The sequence below is a fragment of the Cystobacter fuscus genome (genome assembly GCF_002305875.1).
Classification (GTDB): Bacteria; Myxococcota; Myxococcia; order Myxococcales; family Myxococcaceae; genus Cystobacter; species Cystobacter fuscus_A.
In genome coordinates, this window is the sequence record NZ_CP022098.1 from 11,104,934 (window position 1) to 11,125,878 (window position 20,945).

The 20,945-nt window shown below is 70.8% G+C and carries 14 protein-coding genes; 4 read left to right on the forward strand and 10 right to left on the reverse strand.

The annotated features are described in order from the left end of the window. Positions 1-17 precede the first annotated feature (17 nt). Positions 18-1,034, reverse strand: coding sequence for a hypothetical protein (locus CYFUS_RS44995; RefSeq protein ID WP_095992603.1), 1,017 nt, complete (start codon positions 1,032-1,034; stop codon positions 18-20). A gap of 58 nt (positions 1,035-1,092) precedes the next feature. Between CYFUS_RS44995 and CYFUS_RS45000 the strand changes: the two genes are divergently transcribed. Then, a complete protein-coding gene (locus CYFUS_RS45000; RefSeq protein ID WP_420042666.1) occupies positions 1,093-4,272 on the forward strand; it encodes an ABC transporter substrate-binding protein in 3,180 nt (1,059 codons plus the stop codon). Positions 4,273-4,303: 31 nt separating this feature from the next. Here CYFUS_RS45000 and CYFUS_RS45005 read toward each other — a convergent pair whose 3' ends face one another. Genes CYFUS_RS45005 through CYFUS_RS45025 form a run of 5 tightly spaced genes read right to left on the reverse strand, consistent with a single transcriptional unit; the run spans position 4,304 to position 7,536 of the window. Next, complete coding sequence (locus tag CYFUS_RS45005; RefSeq protein WP_095990835.1) at positions 4,304-4,918, reverse strand: DedA family protein; 615 nt, start codon at positions 4,916-4,918, stop codon at positions 4,304-4,306. An 18-nt stretch (positions 4,919-4,936) separates the two neighbouring features. Continuing rightward, positions 4,937-6,010, reverse strand: a complete 1,074-nt coding sequence (locus CYFUS_RS45010; protein WP_095990836.1) for a radical SAM protein — start codon at positions 6,008-6,010, stop codon at positions 4,937-4,939. Then, positions 6,007-6,246, reverse strand: coding sequence for an anti-sigma factor family protein (locus CYFUS_RS45015; RefSeq protein WP_095992604.1), 240 nt, complete (start codon positions 6,244-6,246; stop codon positions 6,007-6,009). Before CYFUS_RS45015 ends, CYFUS_RS45010 begins: the two co-directional genes overlap by 4 nt. 59 nt (positions 6,247-6,305) lie before the next feature. Then, positions 6,306-6,920, reverse strand: coding sequence for an RNA polymerase sigma factor (locus tag CYFUS_RS45020; RefSeq protein WP_095990837.1), 615 nt, complete (start codon positions 6,918-6,920; stop codon positions 6,306-6,308). 34 nt (positions 6,921-6,954) lie between these two features. Continuing rightward, complete coding sequence (locus CYFUS_RS45025) at positions 6,955-7,536, reverse strand: DNA-3-methyladenine glycosylase (protein WP_095990838.1); 582 nt, start codon at positions 7,534-7,536, stop codon at positions 6,955-6,957. A 149-nt stretch (positions 7,537-7,685) separates the two neighbouring features. Here CYFUS_RS45025 and CYFUS_RS45030 point away from each other — a divergent pair, with 149 nt between their 5' ends. Further along, the gene (locus CYFUS_RS45030; RefSeq protein WP_095992605.1) at positions 7,686-9,233 is read left to right on the forward strand and encodes a 4-alpha-glucanotransferase; all 1,548 of its coding nucleotides are present in this window, start codon (positions 7,686-7,688) and stop codon (positions 9,231-9,233) included. 62 nt (positions 9,234-9,295) lie between these two features. On the opposite strand, the gene CYFUS_RS45035 is transcribed toward CYFUS_RS45030, so the two are convergent. Beyond that, positions 9,296-9,625, reverse strand: a complete 330-nt coding sequence (locus CYFUS_RS45035) for a hypothetical protein (RefSeq protein WP_198316357.1) — start codon at positions 9,623-9,625, stop codon at positions 9,296-9,298. A gap of 111 nt (positions 9,626-9,736) precedes the next feature. On the opposite strand from CYFUS_RS45035, the gene CYFUS_RS45040 reads away from it, so the two are divergent. Together CYFUS_RS45040 and CYFUS_RS45045 are read left to right on the forward strand one after the other, a co-directional pair. Beyond that, entirely contained in the window at positions 9,737-11,965 is a 2,229-nt protein-coding gene (locus CYFUS_RS45040; RefSeq protein WP_095990839.1) for a BamA/TamA family outer membrane protein, read from the forward strand. Next, complete coding sequence (locus CYFUS_RS45045) at positions 11,962-16,686, forward strand: translocation/assembly module TamB domain-containing protein (protein WP_095990840.1); 4,725 nt, start codon at positions 11,962-11,964, stop codon at positions 16,684-16,686. Before CYFUS_RS45040 ends, CYFUS_RS45045 begins: the two co-directional genes overlap by 4 nt. Before the next feature lie 21 nt (positions 16,687-16,707). Here CYFUS_RS45045 and CYFUS_RS45050 read toward each other — a convergent pair whose 3' ends face one another. The 3 genes from CYFUS_RS45050 to CYFUS_RS45060 all read right to left on the reverse strand — a co-directional run bounded on the left by CYFUS_RS45050 (position 16,708) and on the right by CYFUS_RS45060 (position 20,941). Beyond that, positions 16,708-16,959 (reverse strand): hypothetical protein, encoded by a 252-nt coding sequence (locus CYFUS_RS45050; protein ID WP_157759016.1) that lies wholly within the window; start codon positions 16,957-16,959, stop codon positions 16,708-16,710. Then, complete coding sequence (locus CYFUS_RS45055) at positions 16,946-18,733, reverse strand: chloride channel protein (protein ID WP_232537175.1); 1,788 nt, start codon at positions 18,731-18,733, stop codon at positions 16,946-16,948. Before CYFUS_RS45055 ends, CYFUS_RS45050 begins: the two co-directional genes overlap by 14 nt. A gap of 132 nt (positions 18,734-18,865) precedes the next feature. Then, positions 18,866-20,941 (reverse strand): tetratricopeptide repeat protein, encoded by a 2,076-nt coding sequence (locus CYFUS_RS45060; RefSeq protein WP_095990842.1) that lies wholly within the window; start codon positions 20,939-20,941, stop codon positions 18,866-18,868. Between the last annotated feature and the right edge of the window lie 4 nt (positions 20,942-20,945).

A 20,945-nucleotide genomic window follows, 5' to 3' on the forward strand; every position in this document is an offset into this window, starting at 1 on the left:
CCCCCGGGCGCCTGGCCTCACGGGGCGGCCGGAGCACGCACCACCCGGTGCTCGCCGCGCAAGAGCGCGAGCCACCGCTCTCCGGCCTCCACCGAGGGACGGCCGGGCTCCACCACGGCGAGCGCCAGGTGGGTGGTGGGCAGGACGGCGTCCAGCGACGTGGGATCCAGATCCAACACCCCCCCCCCCGCGAGCCCCACGCGCACCCAGGCATGGGGCCGGGCGGGGCCCCCGTCCACGACGAGCAGGCCCTGCACCAGTGCCACGCGCTGCCCCCGCGCCGCCGCCCGGGCCGCGAAGCGCGAGGCATGTGCCAGACACCCTCCCGCCTCGCCCTCTCCCGTGTCGCTCCAGTCCGCCGCGCTCGGCAGCTTCTCGGGAAAGGCCGCGTGGACCTCCCGCGCGAGCGCGCGTGCTGGCGCCTCCCGCCACTCCGTCAACCACGCGGGGCGCCGCGCGAGCGGCCAGGGGGGCTCGAAGCCGAGCACGCCCCGGTCGCCCTCCACGGGCACGCCGTCCACGAAGAGCTCCGGCGGCGCGCGCAGCCGCGTGCCCGGGGGCACCTGGGTGAAGCGCGATTCCCCCACCTCCAACGCGACCATCCGCCCCCGCGAGTCATAGCGCGCGGAGAAGGGCTGGCCGAACAGCGTCCCCTCGACGCGGTCCTCCTGGAGCGAGGTGACACAGTGGGGCCCCTCGCGTCCGGACAGCTCCTCGCGGCCGAGCACGCATCCGCTCGCGGACGGCTTGTGCCACAGCCACAACGCCTGGGACACGCTCGAGCGGCCCTCCACGGTGCCCTCCTCGCCCAACGCCACGGTCTCCTCCCGCGTGCGCTGCCCCACGTGTTCCCCGCGGGTGTGCAGGTGCCGTGAGGTGTAGGTAAAGCGCCGGGCCCCGGGGGAGAGCGAGAGGGTGACGAGTCCGACCGGAACGCCCTTCCAGGCGAAGACGAAGCGAGCCTGCTCGGTCGCGGGGGCCGGGGGCCCGCCGCCCCTTGCTGGCAGTGCGAGCAGGAGCACGGGCAGAAGCACGCGCCGGGCGCTCCCTCGCGACGAGATGAGGACCCCATGGGCGAGGCGGGATACGGTGATGGGACCTCGGTCTCTCATGCACCTCTACAAGTACCTCCTTTCGTTCAGCGTCGTCATCGGGCTCACCCTCGGAATCCTGACGGGAGGACTGCTGCACCTCGCCGCCGGGCAGTCCATGACTCCGTCGAGCTGGGCCGTGTTGCTGCTCGGCACGCCGCTGCTGCTCATGGCGGCGACCTACGCCTTCTGGACGCTGTGGGCCAACCGGCGCCTCCAGGAGCGGGCCAGTCTGCTCACGCGGCTGGCCGAGGGAGACCTCACCAACAGCGCCTACAATGGCCTGCGCGATGAGCGCGAGGTGCGCCGACTGCTCTACTCCCTGCGCCGGGCGCTCACCCAGGTGCAGCGGGTGACGGGCAACGTGCGCCGCACCTGCCAGGGCGTGTCCGAGGAGGTGCACGTGCTGCTGGAGGCCGCGCACCGGCAGAGCGGCGCGGTGGAGCGCTCGCAGCAGTCGGTGCTCAGCATGGGCCAGAGCATGCAGGCCGCGGGCAAGCGCGTGACGCAGCTGGAGAGCTTCATCCAGGAGACCAACGGCTCGCTCACGGACATGACGGAGCGGCTCGGACAGGTGGCCGAGGCGCTGCTCGCGCTGGACGACTTCTCGCACCGCACCACCCAGCAGGTGCAGGCCATGAGCGAGCGGCTGCACCACATCGCCTCCTCGGGTGACGAGCTGGGACGCTTCGCCAGCGAGGCGGAGGCCTTCGTGCAGTTGGTGCAGACGGGCATCGACGCCGTGCGCCACCGCGCCTCGGAGACCAACCAGCTCGCCCACGCGGTGACGGCCACCGCCGAGCACGGCGCGGTGCTCGTCAACGACTGCGTGCAGGGCATGTACCGGGTGGAGGAGACGGTGCGCAAGACGGCCGAGCTGGTGGACTCGCTCGGCGTGCGCTCCACGCAGATTGGCCGCATCGTGGACGTCATCCAGGAGATCGCGGATCAGACGAACCTGCTCGCGCTCAACGCCGCCATCATCGCGGCGCAGGCGGGAGAGCAGGGCCGGCCCTTTGGCGTGGTGGCGGATGAGATCCGCAGCCTCGCCGAGCGCACCGCGCGCTCCACGCGGGAGATCGCCACCATGGTCAGTGGCATCCGCCGCGAGGTGGGCACGGCGGTGTCGCTGGTGAGGGAGGGCCGCGAGCAGGCCAGCACGGGCGTGCAGCTCGGAGACCGGGCCGCCGAGGCGCTGCGGGAGATCCGCGCCATCACCCAGCGCACCTTCTCGGCGGTGGAGGCCACGGTGGCCGAGACGAAGCGGCTGGATGCCCAGGGCTCCACGGTGGTGGAGGCCAGCCGCCGGGTGGCGCGACGGGTGGACGACGTGACGCGCGCGGCCATCGAGCAGGCGGGCCACGGCCGCGAGCTGGTGCACCAGACGCAGCAGATGGCCAAGCTCGCGCAGGAGGCGTCGCAGAAGGCGGAGGGCCAGGCGCGCACGGGGAGGGACTTGTCGAGCGCGGTGGTGCGGCTGAGCACGGCCATCGAGGAGATCCGCGCGGCGCACGGCGTGCTCATGCGGGGCGACACGGCCATCGCCGAGGAGGTGGCGCGGGTGAGCGAGGACGCGCTCCAGGTCATCCGCATTGGCGATGGGCTGAGCCGCTCGGTGCAGCAACTGGCGCACGAGGCGGCGAGCCTGGACGGCGAGGTGTTCCGCTTCCGGCTGCCCGCGCCGCGACCGGGTGGCACGCTGCGCGCGGGCGTCCATCAGTCGGCGTTCCTGCACAACCAGGGCGGGTTGGATCCCCTCTTCGCGGTGGAGACCCAGGTGCTGGAGATGACCTGCTGTGTCTTCTCCCCGCTGCTGCGCCTGGATGATGGCGTGCTGGTGCCGGAGCTCGCCGAGCGCTGGGAGGTGGACGCCACGGCGCGCCGCTACCGCTTCCACCTGCGCCCGGGCGTCGTCTTCCACGACGGTACCTCCTTGAACGCGCGCGACGTGAAGCGCCACTTCGAGCGGCTGTTGGACCCCGCGGTGAACTCGCCGGACCGCACCCTGATGGAGGTCGTCGAGGGGGCCTCGGAGGTGACCTCGGGGCAGACGCGCGAGGTGAAGGGGCTGCAGGTGGTGGACGACCTGACGCTGGAGATCCGGCTCGAGGAGCCCAAGGCCTTCTTCCTGCAATTGATGACCCTGCCGGGCGCGGCGGTGGCCCGGCTCGACGCCCGGGGACAGATGGTGGGCACCGGCCCGTTCCGGCTGGTGGACTTCGGCTCGGCGCTCATCACGCTCGAGCGCAATCCCAGCTACTGGCGCGCGGGGCAGCCCCTGCTGGATCGGGTCGAGTTCCACCTGCTGGAGTCGCGCGAGCACGCCGTGAACGCGCTGCGCGAGGGCGCGGTGGACATCGTCTCCCACCTGTTCATGCGGCAGGTGGAGTCGCTCGAGCGGGACGGACAGCAGGTGCTCGCCAGCAGCACGCCCTCCACGACGTTCCTCGGCTTCAGCATGCGCGAGGCGCCCTACAACGACGTGCGCGTGCGCAAGGCGCTGCGGGCGGGCCTGAACGTGCGCGGCATGGTGGACCAGTTCCACAAGGGGGCACGCCTGGCGCGCACGTTGACGCCACCGGAGTTGTTGGAGGACGACGCGCCCCTGGGCGATTCGGGGCCGGGCAGCGACATCGCCCTGGCCGAGCGGCTGCTGCGCGAGGCAGGGGTGCGCACCCTGCCCGTCACCCTGCACTATCCCCAGGGCAACGACACGTCACTCGAGGACGCCGTGCTCTTCCAGCCCCTGGTGGACGCGGGGCTGGTGGAGCTGCGGCACGAGGAGCTGCACGCGGACGAGTTCTTCGAGCGGCGGCGCAACGGGCGGCTGTCCGCCTTCCGCGTGGGCTGGGTCGCCGACTATCCCGACCCGGACAACTTCCTCTACTACCTGCTGCACTCCAAGGCCCAGGTGCTGTGCGCGTTGAACTACCGCAACGAGGAGCTGGACCGGCTCACGGAAGAGGCGCGCGTCACCATCGATCCCCAGAAGCGCAAGCGGCTCTACCGGCTCGCGGAGCGGGTCGTTCACGAGGACAGCCCCATCCTCCCGCTCTTCCACCAGCGCATGCACACGGTGGCCAACGGCTCGGTGCAGGGCATGCGGCTGCACCAGGCGCTGCCCCAGGTGCGCTTCGAGGAGCTGTGGCTGGACAAGCCGGAGACGGCCCCGAGGGACTGAGGCATGGGGCGGAGCCCACCCCGCCCCGGACTCACCCGGTGCGCGGCTGGCGCCTGAACAGGGTGCGCACGCCCAGCACCAGGACGACGAGCGCGACGCCGAGGATGACGCCCCGCTGGTAGCGCCCCACGAGGAACTCCAGCCGCTCCAGGTTGCCGCCCACCGCCACGCCCAGCGCCAACACCAGGGCCGTGTGTGCCATGGCCGACAGCGCCCCGAGCAGCAGCGCGTTGACGCGGGGCATGTGCGCGGCCCCCGCCGCGACGAAGATGAGCCCGCGGATGCCCGGTAGGAAACGGTTGACGAGCAGGAGCCACGGCCCCTTGTGTCGCATCTGCGCCTGCACCGACTCCAGCCGCGCGTGGGTGATGCCGAAGAAGGCCTCTCCCGGCCGCCGCTCGAAGCGGCCTCCCAGCCAGTGTCCCACCTGGTAGTTGATGAGTGCACCGAGCACGCTGCCGGCCACCACCACCCCGAACACCAGCGGCCAGGGGTGCTCCCCGCGCACCGCGTACACCCCACCCAGCAGTGTGATGGTGTCTCCGGGAAAGGGCGGCACCACGTACTCCAGCGCCGCCGCCACGCCGAACACCAGCAGGCCCAAAAGGCCCAGGTGGGCGATGAAGTTGTCGAGGAACTCGACCATGCGCCTCTCGCGGTGAGACTACGAGATGCTCACGGGCGGCGGGGCCGGCAACACCACACCCCCATATTGGGAGGCGGCGAGCGTGCCACACGCCGCGCCAATGTCCTTGCCCCCCGAGTAGCGCCGCGCGATGGGCGCGCCGAGGATCTGCAGGTGGTCGCGAAACGCCTTGAGTTCCTCGGGCGAGGGCGGCAGGTACTTGCCCTGGGGGTCCGTCACGTCGATGAGGTCGACCTTGATGGGGATGCCCTCGAAGGCCTGCTTGAGCGCCCGTGCGTCTTCTTCACCCAGGTTGAAACCGCTGATGGCCACGTAGGCGATCATCGCCCGCTCGCGCCGCACCGTGGCGTACTCCCGGATGGCGTCCACCAGCTCCGGCAGCGGGTGCGCCTTCTCGATGGGCAACACCTTCAGCCGCTTCTCGGGGATGGCGCTCGTCACCGAGAAGGCCAGCCGGTACGGGTGCCCCTCGCGCACGTAGCGGCGGATGGCCGGCACCATGCCCGCGGTGGAGAAGGTGATGGAGGGCCCGGAGATGGCGAAGCCCGCGGGGTGCGAGAGGATTTGCGCGGCCCTCAAGGTCTCCGTGTAGTTGAGCAGCGGCTCGCCCATGCCCATGAAGACCACGCCGCGCACGGGCCGGTCGGCCTCCTCGCGGATCTGCATCACCTGGTCCAATATCTCCCAGGTGCGCAGGTTGCGCTGGAAGCCCAGCTTGCCCGTCATGCAGAAGTCGCACGCGAGCGCGCAGCCCACCTGGCTGGAGATGCACACCACGTACTTGTGGTCGAAGATGGGGATGCGCACCGCCTCCACCCGGCCCCCGAGGGGCGAGTCGAAGAGGTACTTCACGAAGCCGTCCTCGGCCTTGCGTCGCTCGACGATCGTCAGGCGGGGCATCTCCGCGTGCTCGCGCAGGAAGTCCGCCACGCGCTTGGGCACCTGCGGCGCCCGGCACACCTCTTCCACCGAGGAGGCCCCATGGGCGAAGACGGCGGCGAAGACCTTGCGCACCGCCACGGGCGAGGGCTGCACGGGCGCGAGGGCCTCCTGTAGCTCCGGCAGCGACAGCGTCCTGAGATGGAATTTCACGGGGTGGGCTTGATGCGCGTGCGCAGGAACTCGGTGAGCTTGGCCGAGACCTCCTGGGGCATCTTCTGGGCCAGTGCCTTGCGACACAGGCCCGGCGTGGCCCTGTAGGTGCGTAGGAAGTCCACGCAGGGGGCGCAGCCCGCCAGATGCTCACGCAGGTGCTGGGTCTCCTCGGCGGACAACTCCCCGTCGAGCATCGCCTGCAGCAGGTTGATGGAGTCTTTACACGTGTACATCCGGACCTCGGCCGTGGCCTGCCTCGTCATTCACGAGATGCCCAGCCTCCTGATGGGTTTCACCCGCTCGCATCACCCTGATTATAGAACCGGTCGATGGCATCACGAAGCGCAAGTCGGGCCCGGTGCAATCGACTCTTGATGGCGGGAATGGAATCCCCCGTCACCTCGGCGATCTGTTCGTAACTGAGCCCATCCACGTCTTTCAACAGGAAGACCTCCCGATAGCCCTCGGGAAGATGGTCGGTCGCCTGCTGGATGGCATGCCCCAGCTCGGCGTCCAGGATGCGCCCCTCGGCGTCCCGGCTCCAGTCCCGGGCGGGGTACTCGGTCAGGCTCCCCCGCTCGGTGAACTCCGGGCCCTGGAGCTCTCCCTCGGCCGCCTGCACCACCCGCCGGTGGCGCAGACGCATCAGGGCGTTGTTCGCCGCGATGCGGTGCACCCATGAGCTGAAGGCGGCATCACCACGGAACTCCCGCAGGTGCTGGTAGGCGGAGAGGAAGGTATCCTGGCTGATCTCCGCGGCGTCCGCCTCGGAGCGCGTCATCCGCAGCGCCAGGCCGTACACCTTATCCCGGTGGGCATCCACCAGCGCCTCGAAGGCGCTGATGTCTCCCGCCTGGGCCCGCTCCACCAGCTGGCGGTCCTCTTCCTTGACGGCCTCGTCGGACATTTGGAGCGCACCCTCCCAGCCCGGGCCGTGCCCGTCAAGCGGACTCGAGGGCCCGGCGGGCAGGCGGCCGGCTCACATGTTGACTGCCCCGGACCCACAGCCGATAGGGCTCGTGTGCCCACTCCCCGGCATAGTCCACCCCGATGCGCGGACCCCGCGCCACCTGGGCCTCCGCGACGGGCGAGCCCTCCTCCAGATAGAGCGGCGCGCACTGCAGGTCCCAACGATTGTGGCTCAGGGTCAGCCCCATGGCCCGGCACAGCCGCCCCGGACCATCCGTGCGCAGCGCCGGGGCCAGGCCCTCCACCGGCTCCACCGCCCGCACCAGCACCGCCGACGCCACGCCCTCCACGTCCGTCACCACGTTGAAACAGTGGTACATGCCATAGATGAGGTAGACGTAGGCGCGCCCTGGTGGACCGAAGAGCACCTCGGTGCGGGCCGTGCGCCCCTTGGACGCATGACACGCCAGGTCATGCGCCCCCACGTACGCCTCGGTCTCCACGATGCGGCCCACACGCCGCCCTGCCTCCCCCTCGAGCACGAGGTGGGCCCCCAACAGCTCGCGGGCCACGGTGAGCGCGGGGCGCGCATAGAACGAGACGGGCAGGCGCACGCGGGAAGAAGGCCCGCCGCGCGCGAGAGATTCCCGTCAATGTCAGGGCAGCCCAAGTGTTCTCCAGAAGGTCGAGCCCGACCCCCGGCCACGAACCAAGTGCCAGGACAGTTCACATGGGGGGGCGCGTGATGCATTGTGCGCGCACCATGTCTTCCACCGGCCGCCTCTCCGGTCTCCTCCTGCCCTTGTTCTCCCTCCGCTCGAAGACCGACTTCGGTATCGGTGACTTCGGCGGGCTCGATGGTCTCTTTCGTTGGATGGAGGCGGCGCGCCAGCGGATGCTGATGTTGCTCCCGCTGCTGCCCACCGCGCCCGGAGACCCCAGCCCCTACGCCACGCGCTCGGCGTTCGGCCTCAACGCCCTGTTCATCCACCTGGAGTCGCTGCCGGAGTTCCACGCCTCCGGAGGCGAGGCGGCGCTCTCCCCCGACGAGCAGCGCATGCTGGCCGAGGCGCGCGCCGCGCCCCGCGTGCGCTACGATCTGGTCTTCCCGCTCAAGAACGCCGCCTTCCGGCGGGCCTTCGACCACTTCGAGCGCACCGAGTGGCCCCGGAGCGCGCGCGCCCAGCAGTTCGCCGCCTGGCGCCAGCAGCAGGGCGAGTGGCTGGAGAGCTACGCGCTCTACACCGCCATCTCCAACGAGAGGAACCAGGCGCCCTGGTGGGAGTGGCCCGAGCCGCTCAAGCACCGCGAGCCCCAGGCCATCCAGGCGGAGGTGCGGCGACTGGAGCGCGAGGTGCGCTACCACGCGTGGCTGCAGTGGGTGGCCGAGACGCAGTGGAACGAGATGCGCGCCCTGGCCAGCAAGCGCGACGTGCTGCTGTGCGGCGACGAGCCCTTCATCATCGGCCAGGACAGCTCGGACGTGTGGGCGCACCCGGACATCCTGCGCCGTGACGCGCGCCTGGGCGTGCCCCCGGACGACTTCTCCGCCACCGGCCAGGACTGGGGTCTGCCCTACTTCGACTTCGCGGAGATGGAGAAGGGCGACTACGGCTGGCTCAAGTCGCGCGCCGCCAAGGCCGCCAGCTACTACGACCTGCGCCGGGTGGACCACGCGGTGGGCTACTTCCGCCAGTGGATCCGCGACGAGAAGACGCCCACCGGGCGCTTCGTCCCCGACCACGAGGAGCAGTGGAAGCGCTACGGCGAGCGCCACTTCCGCCTGCTGTCCAAGGGCGCCGGCATCGTCGCCGAGGACCTGGGCGTCGTCCCGCCCTTCGTGCGCACCATCCTCCGGGAGCTGAACCTGCCCGGCTACCGCGTGCTGCGCTGGGAGCGCGACGACGGGGTGTACCGCGATCCGCACGCCTTCCCACCCGTGTCGCTCGTCACCACCGGCACCCACGACACCGAGCCCGTGGCGGACTGGTGGGAGTCCGCCAGCGATGGGGAGCGTCAGGCCATGGCGCGCGTCTACCCCGAGTTCCAGGGCATCGCCGCCACGCGCGAGTTCACCCCCGCCCTCCACCGCGCCACGCTCGCCGCCGCGCTCAACGCGGGCAGCGACCTGTGCGTGCTGCCCTGGCAGGACATCCTCGGCACCAAGGACCGCATCAACCTGCCCGGCTCCGTGGGCGACGCCAACTGGGCCTACCGCATCGCCACCAACACCGAGGACCTGCTCACCCACGAGGAGACGCGCGGGGCGGCCGATCGGCTCGGCCTGCTCACCGCCTCGGCCCGGCGCTGACGCGCTCGCCCCCCGCCCGGGCGCCTCCCACCGGAGGCCCCGGCGGCACGGGGAGGCGGCCGTCAGTCCTCCCGCTCGATGCACTTCACCTGGCCGGGGAAGCCATCGAAGAGGGTGCACTTGTAGCCCGGCTTCTGCGTCTGGCACTCGAGCCGGTCGCACACGTCCGTGAAGACGCACACCGCGGGCGAGCGGCCGTACTCGAAGAACACCTCCATGCACACCTGACCCTCGTACAGGCACCCAAAGGTGGAGCACCCCTCCAGGGGCACGCCGGGGACGCTCAGCGTCTGGCCCTCCTTGAGCCGCACCGCCTCGTCCTCGGTCACCCCGCACGCGGTGAGCCCCACCAGCACCACCCCTGCCAGGATTCTCCGGATTCGTCCTCGCATAGGGTGCTGACTTTGGAGCCACCCCGCCCGGGATGCACGTTTTCACGACTCCAAGTGTCCTCTGGCGGAGAACCCGCGCGGGTGGGGGTTCCCTGGGAGGGCTTCCGGGCTATGTACTTCCCCGTGGACGCCGCCTCCTTTTCACTCCGCTCGGTCTTCGCGATCCTCTCCCTGCTCACCCTCTCCGCCGGGTGCGCCCACACCCAGGGCGCCTCGCCCGAGGGCCAGCCCAAGGTGGTCGCCCTGGACATCAAGGGCACCGACCAGGTCAAGGCCTCCGACATCAAGGAGAAGATCGTCACCACCAAGACGCCCTGGTGGCAGCGGCTCAACCCGTTCGGCAAGCCGAGCTACTTCGACCCCAACACCTGGCAGGCGGACCTCAAGCGCATCGTCCGCTTCTACCAGGCCCAGGGCTTCTACGAGGCCCGGGTGGACGACGCGAAGCAGGAGCCCCGGGGCGAGGACGCCGTCGCGCTGGAGGTGACGGTGCACGAGGGCTCGCCCACGCTCGTCACGAGCCTGAACGTGACGGGCCTGGAGGAGCTGAGCGAGGAGCACCGGGAGCGCGCCCTGGAGGACCTGCCGCTCGCCCAGGGCGCCGTCTTCCGCGAGGAGCAGTGGGCGGTGACGAAGGAGATGGTGGCGCAGCGCCTGCACGAGCTGGGCTACGCCGAGGCGGAGGTGGGCGGCGAGGTGCGGGTGGACCTGGCGACGCAGAGCGCGACGGTGGACCTGCGGGTGCAGCCCGGGCCGCGCTACCGCTTCGGCAACATCTTCGTGGCCACGGACGCCGACCCCCAGGTGAACCCACGGCGCATCATCGAGCAGGCCCAGGGCTCGGTGAAGAAGGGCGAGTGGTTCAGTGAGTCGGCGCTGGCGGACGCCCAGGCGCGCGTCTTCCGCATGGGCGTGTTCGGCGCGGTGAAGGTCAACCGCGGCGCGCCGGACCGCGAGGCGCGCACGGTGCCCGTGGTGGTGGACGTGCGCGAGGCCCCCTTCCGCTCGGTGCGCGCCGGTGGCGGTATCGGCCTGGACGCGGCCCGCCAGGAAATCCGCGTGCTCGGCGAGTGGACGGACCGCAACTTCTTCGGCGGCCTGCGCAAGCTCACCCTCACCGGCCGCGTGGGCTACGCCTTCATCCCCAACATCACCGCCGCGTTCGATCGGATCGACACGGACGGGGACGACGAGGCCGACGCGCCCAACACCAGCACCCCTCACGGGCCCATCTTCCAGTTCTCCGCCCAGTTCGAGCAGCCCCGCTTCCTCGCGCGGGACCTGCGCCTGCAGACGTCCCTCACCGCCGAGCGTGGTCTGGAGCAGGCCTACAACTACCTCGGCGGACGGCTGCGCGGCGGCGTCGTCTGGCAGCCCCGGCCCGACTTCTCCATCTCCCCCACCTACAACCTGGAACTCTACAACCTCAACGGGCAGCGCGGCAGCGTGGACCAGGCGACCGCCCCGGCGATCCTGCTGGGCTGTCCGGAGGACAGTGCCCGGACCGAGTGCAACATCTCCGTGAGCTACCTGGAGCAGTTCATCGAGCTCAACCGCCGGGATGATCCGCTCGCGCCGCGCAACGGCTTCTACGCCTCGCTGTCCCTGCAGGAGGGCGGCGGTCCCCTGCTCGGCCAGTACACGTTCGTGCGCATCCTGCCGGACCTGCGCGGCTACTACACCTTCGGGCCCAAGGACCGCTTCACGCTCGCGGCCCGGCTGCGCATGGGCACCCTGCTCACGCCCGCCGGCCAGGACAGCGCCATCGTCAACCGCTTCTTCCTGGGCGGCGGCGCCTCCATGCGCGGCTTCAACACCCGCCGGCTCTCGCCCATGAGTGAAATCAGCACCACTTCCGAAGAACCCGTGGACCGCCTCGTCCCCATCGGAGGCAACAGCCTCCTGGAGACGAGCGTGGAACTGCGCGTGAAGCTGTTCTCGGAGCTCACGCTCGCCCTCTTCCACGATTCGGGGCTCGCGGGCATCGGGCCGCTCAACTTCGGGCCCCACAAGGACGACATCCGCCTGGAGAGTGGCCGCGTCTTCGGCGACTACCATTATCACGCCGTGGGCCTGGGTCTGCGCTACGCCACCCTCGTCGGCCCCATCCGGGTGGATATCGCCCGGAGGTTGAATATCGGCCAGCCGCTGCCCATCTTGCGCTCCACGGCTGGCTCGCCAACCACCCTGGGTGGTCTGGGCGACTGTTTTGGACTGGGCGTGAAGAAACAGACGATCGTGGAGGACGGGGTGTCCAAGACCGTGAACGTGACGAGGAACTACGCGGGCGCTCCCGAGGGCCTCTGCACCTTCTTCCTGTCGATTGGAGAGGCGTTTTGAGCACACCGCCTCCCACCCGTGCCCGACGCTGGGGCCGCCGACTCCTGTGGGGCCTCGTGGGCCTCATCGGGCTCGTGCTCGTGCTGGTGGCTGGCGCGCTCATCTACCTCATGACCCCGCCGGGCGAGGCCCGCCTGCGCGACTTCGCCATCACCCAGGCCAATGAGCAGCTGTCCGGCCGGCTGGAGCTCGCCGGACTGGACCTGGGGCCGCGCTCGCTCGTGCTCTCGGGGGTGAAGCTGTATGACCCCGACCAGGAGCTGGTGGCGGAGCTCACCCGGCTGGAAGTGCGCGTGGCGCTGCTGCCCCTGCTGCGCAAGCACGTCGTCGTGAAGCTCGTGGGTCTCGACGAGCCCCACCTCTTCCTGCGCCAGGACGCACGCGGGCTCAACCTCTCGCGCGCCATCGCCTTGCGCAACCCCTCCGAGCCCAAGCCCGAGGATCCCAACGCGCCCCGCGGCACGCTGCGCTTCACCCTGGAGGAGCTGCGCTTGAAGGGCGGCGCGGTGGCCTTCGTGTCCGAATCCCCCCAGGGCAACCAGGAGGTGCGCCTCGAGGGTCTGGAGGCCGGAGGCTCGGCGTCCTGGGCCGCCGCCACCGAGGCCCTCGCCGCGAAGCTCGACGCCACCGCCCGCCTGGCCAGTCCCCAGCAGGGCCCCGTGCGGCTCGCGCTCCAGGCCGGAGGTGAGGAAGGCCAGCTCAACGCCCAGGTGGACTTCACCGCTCCCGGACTCGAATTGCAGGGCAGCGGCGCCATGGAGGGCGAGCAGAAGCTGCGCGCCGAGGTGAAGAAGCTCCGCCTGGAGCCCGCGCTGGCGCGCGCCGTGCTGCCCTCCTACCCCGTGACCACCTCCGTCACCCTCGCGGGCACGGTGGCGAAGACGGGTGACGTCGTGCAGGCGGACCTCAACGCCCAGGCCGCCGACGGCACCGCCACGGCCCAGGGCGACGTGAACCTCGAGACGTTCACCACCCAGGGCTTCACCGTGCGCGTGCGCGAGTTGGATCTCTCCAAGCTGCTGGGCAGCGGGCCCCACTCCACGCTCGCGGCGGACCTGCTCGTGCGCGGCGGTGGCAAGAGCCTGGACACGCTCGAGGGCACCCTGGACCTCACCATGCCCGCCTCGCCCATCCAGGGCCAGACGCTGGGCCCGGTGGACATCCACGCGAACGCCAAGAACGGACGCTTCACCCTCACCCAGCTCCAGGCGCGCGTCCCCGGCCTCAGCCTCTACGCGAGCGGCTCGGGCACGCAGGAGACATTCAAGGTGGAGGGCAGGCTCGTGGCGGCCGACCTCGGCACCTTCGCCCAGACCGTGGGCCGGCTGGGCCGCGGCGGCGAGCCCATGCCCCTGTCGGGCCGCGGCTCGCTCGACTTCGCCGCGTCCGGGCCCGTGCGCGCGCCCGCCGTCAGCCTCGTGGGTGGCTTCGACAAGCTCGCCTGGGCGGACACCTCCCTCCAGGGACTCACCGTCGACGTGCGCCTGCCCGACGCCACCCAGCCCCTCACCACGGATGCCCGGCTCCAGGTGAACCAGCTCACCGCCGGAGGCCGTACCTACAAGAACCTGCGCGCCCTCGTCGGCACCAAGGGCCGCCAGCTCGAGGTCTCCGTGCACACCGAGGGCGATGCGCCCCTGGAACTCGCGCTGTGGGGCACCCTGGACAAGAACAACGAGGGCCTCGCGCTCGAGGACGTCACCCTCAAGTACCCGGAGGCGGCCTGGACGCTGCAACACCCCACGCACCTCACCTGGGGCGGTGGCCGCGTGGAGGTGGAGCCCGCGCTGTCGCTCACCTCCGGCGAGCAGGGCCTGTCGCTCGCCCTGAAGATGCGGGGGGAGTCCATCCGCGCGCGCACCGAGCTGCGCGCCCTGGATCTCAGCCGCCTGCCCAAGGCCTACCTGCCCGCGTCCTTCGACGTGGCGGGATTGATTTCCGGCGAGGTGTCCGTGGACGGGCGCATGTCCCGGCCGGATGCCCGGGCCCAGCTCAAGTTGAGCGGTGGCCGCTACCAGCAGTACTCGGACCTGGCGTTCGACCTGGACGGCCGCTACGCGCGCGACCGCGCCACCGGTACCTTCACCGCGAGCGCACCCGCGCTGCGCGTCTCCAGCCACTTCGACGTGCCGGTCCAGGGCCTCATGAAGCACCGCCGCGAGCCCGTGGACCTGGAGCTCACCCTGGACCACCTGGACATCGGCCCCGCGCTGCGCATGGCCCGCCAGCCCGAGTCCGCCACCGGCCGGCTGTCCGGGAAGGTGACCCTCAAGGGCATGGCGAACGACCCGCGGCTGGACCTCGCGCTCCAGGGCGCGGATCTGCGCTACTGGGGAACGGCCTCCGCGACGAACTCCGAGCAGGCCCCGCCCGTGCCGCTCGCCGTCGGCGCGCTCCCGCCCGAGCTGGCCGGACAGCAGCTCGACTTCGAGCTGACCGCCCGGTCGGATGAGCAGGACGGCACGCTCGGCGCGACCCTGAACCTGCGCGGCCTCGCCCAGAAGGCTACCGTCACCCTGGAGACGCCCTTCACCCTCGGCGGGCTCATCGCCCGTCCGCCCACGGCGCAGCAGGCCATGGAGACCCCCATGCGCGCGCTGCGCGCCGAGGTCGTCGACATGCCGCTCGCGCTGCTGTCTCAGTACGGGCTGGCCACCGACGCGGGCGGCAAGCTCTCCATGACGGCCCACCTCACCGGTCCGATGCTCGCGCCCGAGGGGGAGCTGAAGGTGCAGGCCCGCCGGGCGACAGTCAATGGCGTCGTTCCCCTGGATGGAGATCTGGCCGTGGTCACCGGCCCCTCCTCCGTGAAGCTCCAGCTCGAGGCCCGGCGCGAGGGCACGCTGCTCGCGCAAATGGAGGCCCAGGTGCGCGCCTCGCTCATGGCGCTCCAGGACCAGGACGTGGTGGGCCATGTGCCCTTCACCCTCGCCGCGCGCGCGGGCCCCCTGTCCCAGCGGGAGCTGCAAGGCCTGGCCAGTATCTCCCCGCGGGCCTCGCTGAATGCCCGCTGCCGCGGGGGCGAAGCGCAACCCCGGGAGCAGCAGAACAACGCCTCCGAGCCCCAGAACGTCGTCGCCCTGAGCCTGAGCGCGCGCGGCACGCTGAACGACCCCCAGGTGGACCTCACCGCTGGGGTGCAGAACATCGGCGTGCGCGAGCTGGGCCTCGGCCAGGCGCGGCTGCATTACACCTACGCCAACGCACGCTCCGCCTTCGACGCGCTCCTCACCTCACCCAAGGGCGGCACGCTCACGGCCCGAGGCCAGGCCACGCAGGATCTGTCCCTGCCCGCGCTGCGCCAGGGCATGGACACCCGCCGCATTCCCCTGGTGGTGGAGCTGGACTCGCACCAGTTCGATCTCTCCTTCCTCTCCGGCGCCCAGCTGCCCATGGTGCGCGCCATCGGCGGCGAGCTGGTGATGAACAAGGTGCGCGTGGACGGCACGCTCGGGGCGCCCAAGCTGCAGGGCCAGCTCGAGTGGAAGCAGGGCCGGCTGTCGCTGGATGGAATGGGCGACTACCGCGACGTGCACGTGGCGCTCGCCGTGGACGACCAGCGCATCGCGCTCTCCGACTTCTCCGCCCAGAGTGGTCAGGGCCGCCTCAACCTCAAGGCCGAGGGGAAGCGTACGGCGTCCGGCTCGTTCGACCTCTCGGGCGAGGGCAACCTGGACAACTTCCCGCTCGTGCTCGACGACCAGCTCTTCGCCATCATCCAGCTACGCACCGAGTTCGAGGGAGACATCTCCAAGACCGCCCAGTTCATCAACCTGCGCAACCTCTCCATCCCCGAGGCCCACATCAAACTGCCGGAGGAGAAACGCAAGGACCTGCAGGTGCTCGATCGGCCCGAGGGCATCGTGCTCACGTGCCAGGGCCAGCCGATGAATCCCGACCGGACCGAGGCCACGGCGGCCCCCACGGACACCGCCACGGGCGGCGCCGGCCCCGCCCAGACCGAGCCCCAGCGCCAGTACCGCATCAACATCAATGCCCCGCGCAACCTCTGGGTCCAGGGCGCCGACGTCAACGTGGAGGTCGGCCTGTCGGAGAACTTCCGCGTCGAGTACGCGGACACCGCCTCCATCTACGGCGAGGTGCACGTGCATCGCGGCGAGGTGGAGGTGCTCGGCCGGCGCTTCAACATCCAGAACTCCAGCCAGGTGCGCTTCACCGGTCCCGCGGCCGCGCCCTACATCAACGCCACCGCCGAGTACAAGAACGAGAGCGCGGGCGTGACGGTGTACGTCGCCGTGCGCGGCCAGGGCAAGGACTTCACCATCAAGCCCACGAGCGATCCGCCGCTGCCGGAGACGGACATCTACACGCTGCTGGCCACGGGCCGGCGCACGCTCAAGGCGGGCTCGGGCGCCTCGTCGATGAACCAGGGACAGGTGGCCTCGGTGCTCGGCTCGTTGCTGGCCTCGCAGGCCAAGAAGGCCCTGGCGGCGAAACTGCCGCTGGACGTGCTCACCATCGAGTCCGGTGACGAGGGCCTCGCCGGAGCGCGGCTGGAGGTGGGCAAGTACCTCACGGACAAGCTCTACCTGGGCTACAGCGGCCGGCTGGGCACGCCCCAGAACCAGTCCACCACGCGGCGGGAGAACGCCAACTCCGTGCGGCTGGAGTACCAGTTCGGCCCGCGCTGGGGCGTGGAGGCCGAGTACGGCGACGCGCAGGTGGGTGGCGCGGACTTCATCTGGAGCAAGGAGTACTGAGGGGCGCCCGTCTCCGGCGATTCAATGCCCGGGCAGGACGAAGAAGAGCCAGGGCGGCACGGGCGCCGCCTTCTCCTTCTCCTGGGGCGGAGTGGCCGGAGTCTCGGCGTCCTCCCCGGCATGGGCGGGGGCCACGGCGCTCGGACGGCGACGCCGGGGCGGCCTCGAATGGGGTGCGTACCGGATGCCCAGGGCCATCAGGATCGTCGCGCCCACCAGGGACACGGACGCCCACCGCTTCGCCACTCGCCGCTGTCGCTCAGAATCGTCCATGACGCAGGATGTCCCTCTTGGAAATGGTGCCCAACAGCAGGCCCTGCTCATCCACCACGGGCAGGTGCTCCACGAAGGTGTCGCCAAACCGATAGGCCACCTCGGCGAGCGACATGTCGATGCGCACACGCGGCAGCGATGACTCCATCACGTCCGCGGCCACCGTCATGCCCAGCAGGGAATGGTCCGGGATGTGGCCCTTGAGCGCGTCCAGGATGATGACGCCCAGGAGTCGCCCGTCCTCGCCGGTGACATAGAGATCGTAGCCGGCGGGTACCTCCAACAGCCGCACCACCACCTCTTGGAAGGACGTCTGGAGACGCACGGTGGGAGGATTGGGCGTGAGCAGCGCCCCCACGTCCGTGGAGCGCAACCAGTTGGGACTGGAGGCCCGTGGCAGCTTCACGTTGCGCCTCAACAGACTGGACGTATAGAGCGACTCGGGGCACAGCCTCCGGCTGATCACCGCGGACAGCACGCACACGAGCATGAGCGGGAGCATGATGCTGTAGTTGCCCGTCAGCTCGAAGATGATGAGCACCGCCGACACCGACGCATGCGTGGTGCCCGCCAGCACCGCGCCCATACCCAGCAAGGCATAGGCCCCCGAGGGCATGACTCCGGGCCAGACCCACTGCGCGAGCGAGCCCAGGGCCCCGCCCAGCAGCGCGCCATAGAAGAGCGACGGGGTGAAGAGCCCTCCGGGGATGCCCGCGCCCGCGCACAGCGAGGTGGCCACCATCTTGAGCAGGGGCAGCAGCAACAACAGCAACAGGGGCAGATGGCCCTGGAGCGCCGCGTTCACCGAGTCATAGCCATTGCCCAGCAACTGGGGAAACCAGATGGCCGCCACGCCCACCGCCAGCATGGACACCACGGGCAGCAGCGTGGCACGCACCCGTGAGCCACCCTCCAGCACCACCGCGAAGGCATTCACCGTGCGGACGTAGAGCGCGGAGGCCACGCCCATCACCGGTCCGAAGGCGATGGCCAGCAGTATCTCGCGCGGACGCAGCAGGTGGTAGGCCGGGATGAGATAGCTGGGGTGGTCGGCGATGAGGATGCGCGACACCATGGTCGCCACCACGCAGGATAGGACGATGGGGCCGAACAGCTCCAGCGCCAGACTGCCGAGCAGGACCTCCAGCCCGAAGAGCGCTCCCCCGATGGGGACGTTGTACGCCGCGGCGATACCCGCGGACGCGCCACACGCCACCAGCAGCCGCACCTGATCCGCTGGCAGCCGCAGCCGGGTGCCCAGCGCGGACCCCGTGGCGGCTCCGGATTGCAGCAACGCGCCCTCACGTCCCAGGGGCGCGCCCAGGGCCACCACGATGATGGACACGACCCCGCGAAACAGCGTCCGCGGCAGTTGCATCCGCCCGGACTTCACCCAGATGGACTCGATGATGGAGGCCGTCCCATGGCCCTTCAGGGGCTGGCGGATGAGCAGCGACACGACCGCGACGAGCACCCCGCCCGACACCGTGACCAGCACCCGGTGGGAGGCGGAGGTCGCCATGGCGGACGCGAGAAAGGACTCGCCCCTCTCCGACCAGGCCAGCCGCTGCACCCACCGCAGGAAGGAGACGAGCAACGCGGCGCTCAGCCCGCTCACCAGCCCCGTGAGGACCACCAGGATCCAGAAGCGCTGAGCACTGCCGGACAGGGAGCGGAGGAACTCGCGGACGGAGGGAGAGAGGGAGGAGGGCCGGAACCTGGGGACGGTCGGGACTGGCGGCTCCGGCTCTTCGCTTTTGATAGGGACACCCACGATCTTTCAACCCGTGGGTCTCCGGCCTCTTCCTGCCTGCTTGACTGCCCTCCGCAACTTCGCTCGCGCGGGGCCCGAGGGAGCGAGGAACCCACCCCCAGCGTTGGCCGCTTCACGACGGCCCAGACCCGCTCAGCGGCGCGGGCCCGGCCCCCGTTGCAACAGGCTCAAGCGCTGCCGCGCCCCCTTGTTGCGTGGATCGAACCGCAGGGCCTCTTCCAATCGCTCGCGGGCCCGCGGGATGTCACCCTGGCGGGCGTAGACATCGGCCAGGAGCACCAGCACGCCGGTGTTGTACGGTTGCAGATCCAGGGAGCGCTCCAGCTCGGCGATGCCCTTGGCCACGTCGCCCTGGCGCAGCGCGAGCTGACCGAGCACCACGTGAGGCAATGGCAGCCCCTCCGACGTGGGCGTGTGGGCCAGCGACTCCAGCGTCGCGCGCCCGCGTGCATCCCCCACCCCGGCGAGCGGCAGCGCGGCGGACTGACGCACCCAGAGCGACTTGTCCTCGAGCAGCGGGGCGAGCGCGTCGAGCGCCTCGCGCGAGCCCGTGGCGACCAGCGCCGCGGCGAGGTCCGAGCGCAGTCCCGGATCCCGGGCGGTGGCGAGCGCCGCCTTCAGCGCGGGCACCGCGTCCTGGTGGAAGCGCTGGGCGAGCAGTTGCGCCGCCACGCCGCGCAGGGACGGCGCCTCCTTCGTGTCCGCCAGCACGCCTTCCAGGAACGGACGGCTGTCCGCCGCGGTCTTCACCGCCAGGGCATCCGCCAGGCGCATGCGCCGGGCCTGCCGCGTCTTCGCCTGGGGCCACCACTTCGCCAGCGCCTCGTCCATCGCCTCGGGAGTGGCCTTCGCATGCGCATGGCACGCATTGCACCCGTTGGGGATGCCATGCTTCACCGTGTTGCGCGGCACCGGCACGTCGATGGCATGGTCCGCGAACGTGTCCAGCACGCCGGAGACCGTGGGCGGCATGTGGCAGGCGACACAGTCCGGCGCCTCGGCCGAGGCGGTGTGGTGGGTGTGCCGGGAGCCCTCGGCGAACTCCTTCGCGTGGCAACCCTGGCAGGTCGCCGAGCCCACCGTCACCGCCTTCGCGGGGTGCTTGGGTGACTTGAGCTCATTCACGTGCCCGTCGTGGGGCGCGTCGTGGCAGGTGAGGCACGTGGCGCCTCCCTTCTGGTAGCAGCGCGACTGGATGAGGGCCTGGTACTCGAAGCTGGAGGTCTTCGGACGCCCATCGTCGAAGAAGTCGCCGGAGCGATCCTCGCCCAGCAGCAACACCATGGGCTGGTAGCTGTCCTCATAGCGCTCGCCGGGCTTGAAATGGTGCGCGGCGTCCAGCAACGGGAAGAGCGTGCGGTGGGGGCCATGGCACTGGGCACACAGGGCCAGACCCTTCTCCGGCGGGAGCTTCTCCGGCTGGACGATGTCCCGGGCGAGCTGCGTCTCCACGTGGCGCGCGCCCGGGCCATGGCAGCTCTCGCACGCCACGCCCGGGTCCGCGAAGCCCGTGCTCCAGCGATGGCTCGCGCGGTCGTAGCGCGTGTCGAGCCCGGTGACGTGGCAGTCCAGACACGAGTGCTGGGCATTGCGCTGCCAGTTGGACCAGAAGAAGGGGTGGTCCGGCGGCAGGGCGCCCTGCTTGGCCTCGGAGTAGTCCACCCACTCGCCATGGCCGGTGACGTGGAAGTAGATGGGCAGCACCTGCCAGCGGCCATCCGGCATCTGGGTGACGGGGTCCTGCATGTGCTTGCCGCCCATCACCCAGTCCACCGGGTAGTCGGCGAGCACGCCCGTGGGCCCGCGCGTGCGCATGAAGGGGTGCGAGTCGCGCTGCGTCATCCACGCCTCGCTGGACTCGCCCTTGTAGTGGGTGTTGGTGAAGTCGCCGACCACGAAGCGGGGCTCGGCCGGCGAGAGCGCCCGCGAATGCCAGTCCTTGCTCCACGCCTCGTGCTCGGTGTCATGGCACTCGCCACACTTCTCCGCGCCCACGTAGCCCGCCGCGGGCGAGGACAACCGGGCGGGCGCCTGGGCCATCGCCTCGGCCGGCTTCACGGACGCCGGGGCCACCGCGGGTGGAGCGCTCGGGACGGCCACCGCCAGAGGCGCCGGAGGAGCGGACGCCGCGGTGCGCCAGACGGCGGCTCCGGCGGCCAGCATGAGCAGTGAGACGAACGCGACGAGGAGCAGACGGGAGCGGGACATGCGC

Excerpts from the sequence above, each read along its gene's own strand:
- CYFUS_RS45000 (WP_420042666.1), top strand. The coding sequence starts at position 1,093 with ATGGGACCTCGGTCTCTCATGCACCTCTACAAGTACCTCCTTTCGTTC.
- CYFUS_RS45005 (WP_095990835.1), bottom strand. The coding sequence starts at position 4,918 with ATGGTCGAGTTCCTCGACAACTTCATCGCCCACCTGGGCCTTTTGGGC.
- CYFUS_RS45015 (WP_095992604.1), bottom strand. The coding sequence starts at position 6,246 with ATGTACACGTGTAAAGACTCCATCAACCTGCTGCAGGCGATGCTCGAC.
- CYFUS_RS45020 (WP_095990837.1), bottom strand. The coding sequence starts at position 6,920 with ATGTCCGACGAGGCCGTCAAGGAAGAGGACCGCCAGCTGGTGGAGCGG.
- CYFUS_RS45030 (WP_095992605.1), top strand. The coding sequence starts at position 7,686 with ATGTCTTCCACCGGCCGCCTCTCCGGTCTCCTCCTGCCCTTGTTCTCC.
- CYFUS_RS45035 (WP_198316357.1), bottom strand. The coding sequence starts at position 9,625 with ATGCGAGGACGAATCCGGAGAATCCTGGCAGGGGTGGTGCTGGTGGGG.
- CYFUS_RS45040 (WP_095990839.1), top strand. The coding sequence starts at position 9,737 with ATGTACTTCCCCGTGGACGCCGCCTCCTTTTCACTCCGCTCGGTCTTC.
- CYFUS_RS45050 (WP_157759016.1), bottom strand. The coding sequence starts at position 16,959 with ATGGACGATTCTGAGCGACAGCGGCGAGTGGCGAAGCGGTGGGCGTCC.
- CYFUS_RS45060 (WP_095990842.1), bottom strand. The coding sequence starts at position 20,941 with ATGTCCCGCTCCCGTCTGCTCCTCGTCGCGTTCGTCTCACTGCTCATG.